The sequence below is a fragment of the Alteromonas sp. ABM1_013 genome (genome assembly GCF_056160505.1).
Genome location: NZ_JBSWXH010000006.1, coordinates 171,445 through 183,608, shown reverse-complemented (window position 1 = coordinate 183,608; position 12,164 = coordinate 171,445). Strand labels below are relative to the sequence as shown.

The 12,164-nt window shown below is 46.5% G+C and carries 10 protein-coding genes; 5 read left to right on the top strand and 5 right to left on the bottom strand.

Going from position 1 to position 12,164, the window contains the following annotated elements; all coding sequences use genetic code 11:
* The first annotated feature begins 5 nt into the window (after nucleotides 1–5).
* On the top strand, nucleotides 6–746 hold the full coding sequence (locus tag ACXAGK_RS17995) for an HAD-IA family hydrolase (protein WP_474857295.1): 741 nt from the start codon (nucleotides 6–8) through the stop codon (nucleotides 744–746).
* A 37-nt stretch (nucleotides 747–783) separates the two neighbouring features.
* Here the strand turns inward: ACXAGK_RS17995 and cysE are convergent, their stop codons facing one another.
* Nucleotides 784–1,581: a serine O-acetyltransferase gene (cysE, locus tag ACXAGK_RS17990; RefSeq protein WP_474857294.1), complete on the bottom strand. Its 798-nt coding sequence runs from the start codon at nucleotides 1,579–1,581 to the stop codon at nucleotides 784–786.
* A 500-nt stretch (nucleotides 1,582–2,081) separates the two neighbouring features.
* On the opposite strand from cysE, the gene uvrD reads away from it, so the two are divergent.
* Together uvrD and ACXAGK_RS17980 are read left to right on the top strand one after the other, a co-directional pair.
* Nucleotides 2,082–4,253, top strand: a complete 2,172-nt coding sequence (gene uvrD, locus ACXAGK_RS17985; protein WP_118490711.1) for a DNA helicase II — start codon at nucleotides 2,082–2,084, stop codon at nucleotides 4,251–4,253.
* A 42-nt stretch (nucleotides 4,254–4,295) separates the two neighbouring features.
* Nucleotides 4,296–5,573, top strand: a complete 1,278-nt coding sequence (locus ACXAGK_RS17980) for a GGDEF domain-containing response regulator (protein ID WP_474802910.1) — start codon at nucleotides 4,296–4,298, stop codon at nucleotides 5,571–5,573.
* A 45-nt stretch (nucleotides 5,574–5,618) separates the two neighbouring features.
* Here ACXAGK_RS17980 and rarD read toward each other — a convergent pair whose 3' ends face one another.
* From rarD to ACXAGK_RS17965, 3 genes are all read right to left on the bottom strand, one after another.
* On the bottom strand, nucleotides 5,619–6,533 hold the full coding sequence (gene rarD, locus ACXAGK_RS17975) for an EamA family transporter RarD (RefSeq protein ID WP_474857293.1): 915 nt from the start codon (nucleotides 6,531–6,533) through the stop codon (nucleotides 5,619–5,621).
* Nucleotides 6,534–6,759: 226 nt separating this feature from the next.
* On the bottom strand, nucleotides 6,760–8,097 hold the full coding sequence (locus tag ACXAGK_RS17970; RefSeq protein WP_474857292.1) for a magnesium transporter: 1,338 nt from the start codon (nucleotides 8,095–8,097) through the stop codon (nucleotides 6,760–6,762).
* Between the two features lie 84 nt (nucleotides 8,098–8,181).
* Nucleotides 8,182–8,682 (bottom strand): thioesterase family protein, encoded by a 501-nt coding sequence (locus ACXAGK_RS17965; RefSeq protein ID WP_474802914.1) that lies wholly within the window; start codon nucleotides 8,680–8,682, stop codon nucleotides 8,182–8,184.
* Between the two features lie 269 nt (nucleotides 8,683–8,951).
* Here ACXAGK_RS17965 and recQ point away from each other — a divergent pair, with 269 nt between their 5' ends.
* Nucleotides 8,952–10,793, top strand: a complete 1,842-nt coding sequence (gene recQ / locus ACXAGK_RS17960) for a DNA helicase RecQ (protein ID WP_474857291.1) — start codon at nucleotides 8,952–8,954, stop codon at nucleotides 10,791–10,793.
* Nucleotides 10,794–10,879: 86 nt separating this feature from the next.
* On the opposite strand, the gene ACXAGK_RS17955 is transcribed toward recQ, so the two are convergent.
* Complete coding sequence (locus ACXAGK_RS17955) at nucleotides 10,880–11,548, bottom strand: glutathione S-transferase (RefSeq protein ID WP_474857290.1); 669 nt, start codon at nucleotides 11,546–11,548, stop codon at nucleotides 10,880–10,882.
* Nucleotides 11,549–11,653: 105 nt separating this feature from the next.
* Between ACXAGK_RS17955 and ACXAGK_RS17950 the strand changes: the two genes are divergently transcribed.
* On the top strand, nucleotides 11,654–11,971 hold the full coding sequence (locus ACXAGK_RS17950; RefSeq protein ID WP_474857289.1) for a hypothetical protein: 318 nt from the start codon (nucleotides 11,654–11,656) through the stop codon (nucleotides 11,969–11,971).
* Nucleotides 11,972–12,164: the final 193 nt, after the last annotated feature.

Below are 12,164 nucleotides of genomic sequence, written 5' to 3'. Positions count from 1 at the left end.
TTACCATGCAGTTTTTTAGGTCTATTAACAAAGTCCAGGCAATGACCTTCGACCTTGACGACACCCTTTACAATAACGAACCTATTATTCGACGGGCCGAAGAAGCGCTTCAAGCGCATATTGCGAAGCACCACAAGTCGGCCGCCGCGCTGTCGGCTAACGACTGGCTAGCACTTAAGCAAGCTGCCATAAAAAAAGATCTGCGCTTAGCCTCTGATATGGGGCAGCTTAGGCGTGTAGTACTTACCGCCGCACTATCGAATACTGCTCCCGAAGAGTTAAAAACAGACCTGACCAACTGTGGTGAACTTAGTGATGCAGTAGAGGCCTGCTTTAACTGTTTTTACGATGCAAGAAGTAACTTTGAATTGGCTAACGATGTGCACGAAACGTTAAAGGCAGTAAGTAGTCAATTACCGCTTATCGGCATTACTAATGGTAATGTAAACGCAGAAAAAATAGGGATTGATGGTTATTTTGAAACCATTCTTCACGCCAGCACATCGCGCCCTATGAAACCGGCCCGAGACATGTTTGATGAAGCCGTAGCACATTTACACATTGCACCGAAACACATTCTTCATGTAGGCGACAATATTATCAAGGATGTACAAGGAGCAATTAACGCTGGCTATCAAGCAGCATGGTTTGCCTGTAACAGACCCATGACGCTAGCGAACGAACCTGTAAGCGTATTGCCTCACGTAGCACTAGACAACCTCAACGACTTAACCCACTTCCTGTGAATAATGGGGTCAGAGTCAGGACTCTGACCCCACAGCTTTAGTTATCTTCTAGGACGTTTTGGCGCATGGATTCACAGGGGCTTTGACAAACCGGTCTCCCAACTACCTTGGCAGGAACGCCCACTACAGTAACGTGAGCTGGAACACTGTTAAGTACAACGCTACCTGCGCCGACTTTCGAACCTTCGCCGATTTCGATATTTCCTAGAATTTTGGCACCTGCGCCAATTAACACGCCTTGGCGAATTTTGGGGTGACGATCGCCCGACTCATTACCCGTACCGCCTAACGTAACGCTCTGCAAAATAGACACGTTATCTTCTACTACCGCAGTCTCACCCACCACAATACCAGTTGCGTGATCGAACATAACGCCCTTACCAATTTTCGCTGCTGGGTGAATGTCTACACCAAAGCTTGATGAATTACGGCTTTGCAAAAATAAGGCTAACTGGTGGCGCCCGTGAAGCCAAAGATAGTGCGCCATTCGGTGCACCTGCACGGCGTGAAAACCTTTAAAGTGCAGTAAAGGAGTAAGGTAATCGTTCACTGCGGCATCCCGCGCATTAATCGCCATTATATCAGCAATGGCAGCCTCGCTAATACCTGGCTCTAACAAGTAGGCTTCGTCGAACACCTCACGTATAGCAAGCGCAGGCATCACGTCATCTGCCATTTTGTTTGACAAAATGAAGCTTAGCGACGACTCAAAATTATGATGCGCAAGAACACTGGCATGCACATAGCTAGATAGCAAAGGTTCGTTTTCAGCAACAATTTGCGCTTCTTGTTTGAGCGTCGACCAGAAATCGATGGGCGTAGAGAGTGCGGTCATGAGCATATCCCGTTAATGTGCTGTTTGTGAGCCAATGTACGTCGTTAAAAAATTGGGGCCGTGTGCTTTTTCAGCTTGCCTAAAATGGCTTAACTTTTTGACTAACTCTCGCCTTGTATGAAAGTGCAGAGGTTGCCAAAGAAAAAGAGCTGAAAGTTTACCCGAGTTTGGCGTGATGCAATACCGATGTGATACCTGCCAAGCGCATAATTCGATCAATTTATCGTATTAATTCGTTATAGCTAATAACTGTATCTTCCAGTTGTGCACTTTTGGGTCTGCCTTTGGCAGCATTAAGCACTGTAACAATTTAATTAGAACGGTTAAAACACCTATTTATTTCATTAAAAGACCCGTATAACTGCACATCTTAAATACGCAAATAACCGCGCTTTTACTTAACGAAAACGCTAAAAAACTGGACTGTATAAATTAACAGTCAGATGGCATAATAGCCCGCTGCTGAATGTATAACACTATCAACTAACAGGTACCACACTATGGATGTATCTCGACTGCTAGACGAGCTTAACGACAAACAGCGTGAAGCAGTAGCAGCCCCATTATCAAATGCCCTAGTATTAGCTGGCGCAGGTAGTGGTAAAACCCGTGTATTAGTGCATCGCATTGCGTGGTTGATGGAAGTCGAAAACATCGCACCTTTTTCTATTCTCGCGGTTACCTTTACCAATAAAGCAGCAAAAGAAATGCGCGGCCGTATTGAGTCGTTGATGGGTCGCAGCCTACACAATATGTGGATTGGTACCTTCCACGGGCTTGCACATCGCCTATTACGCGCACACCACGCTGAAGCTAACTTGCCTGAAAACTTTCAGATTATCGATTCTGACGATCAGTACCGGTTGATTCGCCGCATTCTGAAAGCCATGAATTTGGACGAAAAACATTGGGCCCCGCGTCAAATTCAGTGGTACATAAACGGCAATAAAGACGAAGGCCTGCGTCCTCAGCATATCGAGACACATGGCGATCATATCCAAAAGACCATGCGTGAAGTCTACGCTGCATATCAAGACGCCTGCGACCGTTCAGGCTTAGTTGATTTTGCCGAGCTATTGCTACGTGCTCATGAGCTATGGGCAAAGAACCCTGAAGTGTTGGCTCACTATCAGCGCCGTTTCCGTGCTGTGTTAGTTGACGAGTTCCAAGATACCAACAATATTCAATATGCATGGCTTCGTATGCTGTGTAGCGGCGACAATAACAACATTATGATTGTTGGCGACGACGATCAGTCTATTTACGGCTGGCGCGGTGCAAACGTAGACAATATTCAGCATTTTCTAAAAGACTTTAATGAGCCTACCACTATTCGCCTTGAGCAGAACTACCGTTCTACCGGGAACATTCTGAAAGCAGCGAATACGGTTATCGACAATAATACAGGCCGTTTAGGAAAAGAGCTGTGGACAGAAGATGCTCAGGGCGAGCTTATCTCTGTCTATGCCGGTTTTAACGAACTCGACGAAGCCCGCTTCATTGTTTCAAAAATTAAAGACTGGCTAAATCAAGGCAACGCCCTTAGCGACACCGCTATTCTTTACAGAAACAACGCTCAGTCTCGTGTATTGGAAGAAGCTTTATTACACGAAGGGTTGGCCTATCGCATTTACGGTGGCTTGCGCTTCTTCGAACGCCAAGAAATTAAAGATGCCCTTGGCTATATGCGCATGGTAAGCCACCCCCACGATGATGCTGCTTTTGAACGTGTGGTAAACACCCCAAGTCGCGGTATTGGTGAGAAAACCCTATCTCAAGTACGCGACACTGCACGTATGCATAACTGTTCTATGTGGCAAGCCAGCCAGCTACTTATAAACGAAGGTGGCTTTAAAGGCCGCGCGTTAAACGCTATGCAAAGCTTTGTATTACTCATTACAGAGCTTGAACAAGCCACATTAGACGAGCCGCTTGACCAGCAGGCCGATAAAGCGATTCGTCAATCTGGTCTGTACGCCATGTACCAAGCAGAGCGCGGTGAAAAAGCTCAGGCTCGACTAGAAAACTTAGAAGAACTCGTCAGTGCATGTAAAACTTTTATCGTGCCTGAAGAAGCGGAAGAAATGTCGCCTCTGGCCGCGTTTTTGGCCCACGCTTCCCTTGAAGCCGGGGAAACCCAAGCAGATAAAGACCAAGACGCTGTGCAGATGATGACTATCCACACTGCAAAAGGCCTCGAATTTCCATTGGTGTTCTTAGCGGGCGTTGAAGAAGGCATGTTCCCTAGTCAGATGACCAACGACGAACCAGGTCGAATGGAAGAGGAACGCAGACTTTGCTATGTTGGTATGACTCGCGCTATGCAAAAGTTGTATATCACTTACGCAGAAAGTCGTCGATTATATGGTCAAGATAAGTATCATACGGCTTCGCGCTTTATTCGCGAGATGCCAGCAGATTGTGTGGAAGAAGTTAGGCTTAAATCCACCATCTCGCGACCTGTACATAACCGCTTTAGCCAAGCAACCTCGCACGCCAGTTTTGAAGAAACAGGCTTTAGTTTAGGTGAGCGCGTAGTGCATCGTAAATTCGGGGAAGGCATTGTGCTTAACTACGAAGGTAGTGGTGAGCATGGTCGAGTTCAAGTAAACTTTGATGAGTTTGGCAGCAAATGGCTGGTACTTGCTTACGCAAAGCTGGAGAAAGCGTAACGTTATTAATTGGCAAGGTAGCCTAACTCTAAGTTGGAATGTATGCAGCAACACGTGCTGATCATCGAAAATGGTGAAGGCAACCTTGAACTTATCGCGAAATTAGTACGCCGTTCGAGCCTTACGCCCGTGGGCGCAACCTCGCTCACCGAAGGAAAGGCACGCTTTGCACAAGAAATACCAGAAAGTTTTTTGTGCGCCATTGTTGCTTACTCATTACCCGATGCGCCAAAAGGTGAGGCCATCGACTTTGCGGTCGAATCCTTCATTCCTACCATTGCGACAACAGAAAACCTAGACAATGCTATTCGCGACAAGGTACTTGAGCGGGATGTTGTTGATTATATTCCGAAAGAAAATTCACAAAACTACGACTACCTAAACCGGCTTATAAGCCGCCTTGAAAAAAACAAATCTACCGGCGTTGTGGTGGTAAGTACCAATCGTGTTTTGCGCTCAAAAACGGTTTCACTTCTTCAGCGACATAACTTTATTGCCTTCGAATGCTTAACAGCTACCGACGCAATGCAGTGCCTCTCTGAGCATAAAAATGTTCGTCTTGTTATTACCGATAATACATTACCCGACATGACGGGCACCCATTTTGTGGCAAGCTTGAGAAAAGCGTTCTCTAAAGAACAGCTAGCCATAATGGGCATTGCTGGAGGTAAAGGCATGCTAATGTCTGCACACTTTATCAAAAGCGGCGCTAATGACTTCTTACGCGTACCTTATTGCCATGAAGAGTTCTTGTGCCGCGTAATGCAAAACGTGGAATATATTGAAAGTGTTGAAGAAATTCGTCGCGTAGCGAATACCGATTATTTAACGGGCCTACCCAACAGGCGCCACTTCTTTTACATGGTTACGGTTCAGCATCAAAATTTATCTGACGATCATGCCTTGGCACTTATCGACCTAGACTTCTTTAAGTCAATTAATGATACCCATGGCCATGACGCCGGAGACATAGTGCTAAAGGCCATGGCAGCACTTATTGAGTTTTACTTCCCAGATGAAATTATTTCGCGCTTTGGTGGTGAAGAATTTTGCATTTACATGCCTTCAACGCCTGTTGATGAAGCCTGCAAACGCTTGGAAGATTTCAGAAAAGTGGTAGAAGCTGAAGTTATCCAGCTTCCCAAAACCGATATAAAAGTTACCTGCAGTATCGGAGCAAGTGGTGCCCATACCCAGCGTGTAGATAAGCTGCTAAGCCTTGCCGACAAGCAGCTGTACGCTGCCAAAAATAGCGGGCGAAACCAGGTCAAATGCGAGCCGCCTGATGCTCCTCACCAAGAGCAAGGCTCCTTATTGTAGTTTTCGTTTTGGCTTTACGTCTCAAAAGACTGCAAGAACCAGCCTCTACTCTACCGCTAGCTTTTGCGCTTTACGCTGACTGCGATAATTAACCAAGGAGTCGGCACTAAATAAAATTAGCGCAAGCCACACAAACCCGAACGTAACCAAACGCGACTCTTCAAGGGGTTCGCCGTACAGGTAAACTGCCAATATGAACATAAGCGTTGGCCCTATGTACTGAAAAAAGCCTAACGTTGAGTACATAATGCGTCGCGCTGCAGCGGTAAAGCAAAGCAACGGGGCAGTGGTAACAATGCCTGCCGCTAAAATAAGGGAGTTTAGGGTGGCATCATTATTAAATAAGTTACTGTATTCAGAACCAAAGAATACCCAGTAGACGATAGCTAATGGCGACAACATTAAAGTTTCAATGAACAGACCTGGTAGCGAGTCTACCGCCACCTGCTTACGTAATAAGCCGTATACGCTGAAGCTTCCAGCAAGTACTAAGGCAATCCACGGCACGTGGCCGTAAGAAAAAATAAGAATTGCCACGCCAATAACAGCAAGACCTACCGCTACACGCTGCAAATTGCGCAATCTCTCTCCTAAAAATAGTCGGCCTAAGAAAACGTTGATAAGAGGGTTAATGTAATAGCCCAAGCTTGCATCAAGAATATGGTCGTTATTAATTGCCCAGATAAACAAAAGCCAGTTTGCCCCTAGCAACAGCCCAGCGACAAACAAAATCTGCATAACCCGCTTATTACGAAGAGCAGCCCCCACTTTTGGCCATTGTTTTAATGCAGCGATAAGCCCAACTAAAAGCAAAACAGACCAAATTACCCTGTGCATGAGTATTTCAGCGGCGGGTAATACCATTAACTGTTTGAAATAAACAGGTGCAACACCCCACATACTGTATGCGGCAATCGCGCAAATAACGCCGACTTGGGCGGCACTGGCTTGCTTAGACAAGGCTGGCTCCAACGAGATTCAGGGTAAGAAGGCGCGTATTGTTTATCAGGTTACCGTAATACACAACCCTTAACGCTTTCCAATGCGGCAAAGGGCAGGTAACAGGCGGCGCAACCAACGAAAAAAGCCCCACCGAATGTATTCATTCAGTGGGGCTTTAGATGTGTACGACACTTTTAGGCTGAACGAGGCCTTAGGCCGGAGCCATCTTTCAGAAGAAGCCGACTTATAGAAGAAAGAGCGTTCCCAAACCCAAAAACGCCACGAAACCTACAATATCGGTGACAGTAGTCAGTATGACCGACCCAGACAATGCTGGGTCTATTTTAAGCTTGTCTAAAATGACGGGCACGAATACGCCAGCTAAGGCAGCGGCGACAATGTTGAACAGTATGGCTAAACAAATCACCAAACCAAGCATAGCGTCAGTGAACCAGAAATAAGCAACCACGCCGATTACCAAAGCCCAAATCACGCCGTTCACCCCGCCTACCTTCAGCTCTTTCACCATTAGCGCTCTTAAGTTGGCTGGGGTTACCTGCCCTAGTGCAAGCCCGCGTACAATCAAAGTAAGCGTTTGGCTACCAGCAATGCCGCCCATACTCGCCACCACTGGCATAAGTACCGCAAGGGCAACAACTTGCTGCAGCGTACCTTCAAACAGCCCAATAAACCAAGATGCCATAAACGCGGTGAGCAGGTTTATGCCAAGCCACAGGGCACGGTTTTTCGCACTTTTTGCTACAGGCGAGAATAAATCTTCGTCCTCATCCATACCTGCCGACGCCATCACCTGGCGTTCGTAAAATTCATTGACTAGCTCGCTCGCCGAGGAAACATCTAAACGACCTAACAGTTTGTTGTTCTCATCAACCACCGGCAAAGACGCCAGACCTGAACGCTGTACAAGGAGCGACGCATTCATGGTGTCATCCTCTCCCTGAATAGTACTCACATTTTCTTCAGATAAATCAAATAGCGACACGTGATCTTGTGCGTTAAATAGGTGGCTAATTTTAACCAATGCTGAAAACTGACCCGACCGATTCACAAGAAAAATACTGTCGCAGTGCTGAGGTATATCCCTTCTTAATAGCCGTAATCCCTCACGCACTTTAGCGTTCGACGGCAGCACTAACTGTTCGTGGTTTACCCAGTGACCTATTTGATTATCGGGAAATTGTGTGGCTTCTCTGAAGTACTTTCGCTCTTTGGAGTCGAGTGACTCATACGCCATGTCCACAAGGCGCTTTGGCAGTGAGTCAAGTAGTTCAAGTAAGTCTTCGGCATCAATATCAGCAAAAATAGACGCCCATTCATTGTGAGGCGTATTGTCGATAAGGATTTCACGAGGATCGCTACGCATCTCAACAAGTACATCGAGCTTGCGGTCGCGAGAGATACCATCCCACACCACCAACCGTTTTTCTACAGGCAGTGATTCTAAAAGAGATGCAATGTATACCTCGTCTTGTCCGGCTAAAGCCGCCAACAGAGTTGCCGGGTCATCCCCTATACTTTCGGTAACAATCTCTTCGATTAAATCTGGTAATGGCTCTGCCATGCTACACCTCCCGTAATACCGCTCACTTCCCTCACACAACGAAAAACAAGTATTGCGGGATAATGCAAACCTATTAAGGCACGGCTATCCCAGCATATAAGTACCCGTGCCGAAGGCGATATGATCGCTTTTTTCGTTGTGTAACTCCATTCTGCAAACCACTAGTTTACTACCCTTGCGTATAATCGCTGCCGTCGCGATAAAGCGCTCGCCACGCCCTGGACGCAAATAGTCAACACGCATATCAACGGTGCCCATGGTCGGCAATCTAATCTGCAAATCTGCAAGGTGCTCTTCTGGGGTTTGCTTTATGGTCTCTAAAATTGAAACTAAACCACCGATGGTGTCTAGCATAGTCGCTGTTACGCCGCCGTGTAGAATTTTTTGCAAAGGATTACCGGTAAGCGTAGGTTGCCAATTGAGGTGCAACGAAATCTGTGTATCTAGACCGGCACCTTGCGTAACAAATTCCAAGCCTAACAGCTGATTAAAGGGCATGTTATCACGAAAAAGCGTAATGACATGATCGATCATAGCTTGGTGGTCTAATTTCTTATTTACCCTAGTCTCTTCATTGATAGGCATTGTGTTATCCACTTACTGTGACAGTACCCAAAACATTACTATTGAATATATCGAGTAAGGAAATTCATCCAACCAATATTATCCAATCAGAGTCACTTATGTACCACAACGCCCTTATCGGTTCCGCACCTTCACGCCACACAATTTGTTCAAAAAGCACACGGCCCTGTTTATTTGAATGGTGATTACCCGCGTCATCGCTACATTTTAGTCTAGTTTTTTAAATTGCCCCGTGAAGCCGAGCCTAAAAACGCGTAAAATCCTGCGCCATGACAACTGCAATCGCGCCATCAGAATTAACGCCTAAAACCCAGCACGCAAAAACGCCTGAAACCGTCTTAAAAGAGGTATTTGGTTACGATGCTTTTCGCGATGGTCAGGGCGAAGTTATTCACCAAGTATGTGAAGGAAAAGACGCACTTGTTTTGCTACCTACAGGTGGCGGGAAATCGCTGTGCTATCAAATACCTGCACTGGTGCGAAGCGGCACCGCTATTGTCGTTTCACCGCTTATATCGCTTATGCAGGACCAAGTAGAGCAGCTAAAAGCGCTTGGCGTAAACGCCGCCTATCTTAATTCCACGCTGGAAGCTGACGAACAAGCGCGCATAAACGATGCCCTCCAAGCTGGTAAGCTGGATTTACTGTACGTATCGCCAGAGCGTTTAATGCAGTACTATTTCCAGCAGTCGCTAGCCCACGCCGACATCGCTTTATTTGCCATTGATGAAGCGCACTGCGTTTCCCATTGGGGTCATGATTTTAGGCAGGATTATCGCGCCTTGGGTCAAATAAAGTCTCGTTTTCCCACTATTCCCGTCATCGGCCTAACGGCTACGGCAGATTCAGCGACACAAGCAGACATACTAACGCAGCTAAACCTAAACGACCCGCTCGTTTACAAAGGAAGTTTCGACAGACCCAACATTCGCTACCGCGTAATGAGTAAGTACAAGGCTTTCGATCAAGTTGTCGCTTACGTAAAGCAACAAGAAGGTAGCGGCATTATTTACTGCAACAGTCGCGCGAAAGTCGATGACCTACACGCAAAGTTATTCAAGCAAGGCTTTCGCTGCGCGGCGTATCACGCCGGTATGGATAACGACGAACGAGAGTTAGTACAGCGTCAGTTCCTTAATGACAAAATCGATATTGTGGTGGCCACTGTTGCCTTTGGTATGGGTATCAACAAATCAAACGTGCGTTACGTGGTGCATCATGATGTACCGCGCAGTGTTGAAAGCTATTACCAAGAGACTGGGCGCGCCGGGCGAGATGGCCTAGAGTCTGAAGCCCTATTATTGTTTGACGAAAAAGACGCGGCCCGCGTAAAACAGTGGATAGAGCAAGGCGAAATAGCTGAGCGCAACCAAATAGAGCTGCAAAAGTTCGCGGCCATGGAAGCCTTTTCAGAAGCACAAACCTGCCGGCGGCAAGTGCTTCTGAACTACTTTTCGCAGTTCAGTGACAGCGCCTGTGGCAACTGTGATATCTGTCTAGATCCCCCTAAAATGATTGACGGCTTAGTGATAGCGCAAAAAGTACTATCGTGCGTATTAAGACTTTCACAACAAGCTTCTAGTCAGTATGTAATTGACGTATTGCGAGGCAAGCAGCTTAGGCGCCTCCAAGAGGCCGGCCATCATCAGCTTTCAACCTATGGCATAGGTAAGGATAAATCGGACAGCTACTGGCATAACATTATCAACCAGCTTGTGCATAAAGGGCTTATTCGCGTTGATATAACTGCTCACGCCGCACTGAGATTAACCGAAGCCGCACGGCCCGTACTAAAAGGCGAAGTCGCCGTTCAATTAGCCGTACCGCGACTTGAATTTAAGCCCGACAAGAAAAAGGCAAAGCAAGCGCCTGCTAACTACGACAGAACCTTGTTCACGCGCCTCAAGCACTTGCGCAAGGTGTTGGCCGAAGAAAATGAAGTGCCGCCGTATGTGGTATTTAGCGACGCCACTTTGGTTGATATGGCGTGTAAACTGCCTACTACACGCAACACGTTATTAGAGGTAAGCGGTGTGGGCCAAACAAAATTGGAACGCTACGGTGAGGCCTTTATTCAGCTCATTGACGACTATATCAATCGCGACCATTAAAAGCTTCAGGGCCAATTAGGTCTTTATTTCCCAGTCGGCCGCAGGGTTTGCACAAAGTAAAGGTGCGCGCCTTGCGGATGAACACATTAGGCGTAAGCGTACTCACCACCCTTTTCTAACGCTGCTTTGTAAGCTTCTCTGGCATGAACACGCTTCACGTAACCCTGAATGGCAGTAAAGTCTTTCGCTCGCCCGCTGGCTACCAGCGACTCTAACGGAAATATCATTTGAACATCTGCGCCACTCGGTGCATCGCCGGCAAACCAAGTGTTCTTAGCGAGGTAAGATTCTACATAGCGCAAACTTTGAGCCAAGTTAGGACCATAATAGGCATTGAGAATACCGTCTATTAGCTTATTAGTGATGGGTTTTATGAAAAAGGGTTTAGAACCTTTCTGCCGTGCTTTTTCTAGCACCAAATTGGCCACCAATGGCGGCATTAATGAACCTTCCGCGAAGTGAAGCCAGAACCAATATTGTTGAAGTGCTTCGGGGTCTTGGGGAACAGCAAATGCGTCGGTAGCGTGATGACGAACTAGGTATTCCACAATAGCGCCAGATTCTGCAATTGCACCGTGCGGCGTAGTAAGAACAGGCGAGCGACCCAAAGGATGCACAGCCCGCAGCGAGTCAGGCGCCAGGTTCGTAGTGCTGTCTCGTTGATAAAATTCTATTTTGTACTCTACGCCTAGCTCTTCTAAAAGCCACAAAATTCGCTGTGAGCGAGAGTTATTTAAATGGTGAAGTGTTAGCATACCTCGTCCTTAATACGCTTAGTTTAACGCTATTGTTTTTGTGTTGTACTATATACACTTTTTAAACCAAGCGGGTTTACTAACGCCAATAAATTGTTAACTTCTATGCAAAAACTTACAAAAGAAGACATTCTACAACACGCCCTTGTTAACGAAGGCAGCGTAGAAATTCGCGCTGCGCTACCCGCTACCCCACTTAAAACTCAACAGTGGGTGGAACAATTTTGTGCATTATTTAATTTCAAACTTTCAGAAGCAGATTGGGGAGCTGACCGGTTTCAGGCAGTTGTCACCGCAAGTGCAAGCGACACAGATTTGCAGTGTATGCTTTGTATAGAATGGCTTTGCGAAGCGATATGGCTGGAGCCTATTGGTACGCAGCAGTCGCCATCGGTAATTTTTAATTACCTTTTGCAAGCATAACCCGTAAATTATCACTATACGTTGAGTTTGGCTTTTCGTTAAAACTAGTATTATTCTAAGGGTAGCATCCAAAGGATAAGAGGGCTTAACAACACATATTTCGCCTTTATAAACATCCTCTTACTATGTGGTTCAAGGAATTAACGAGTGGTAATAGCCCGGCTATTTAAGTACGTATCAGCTTTGCTCATCA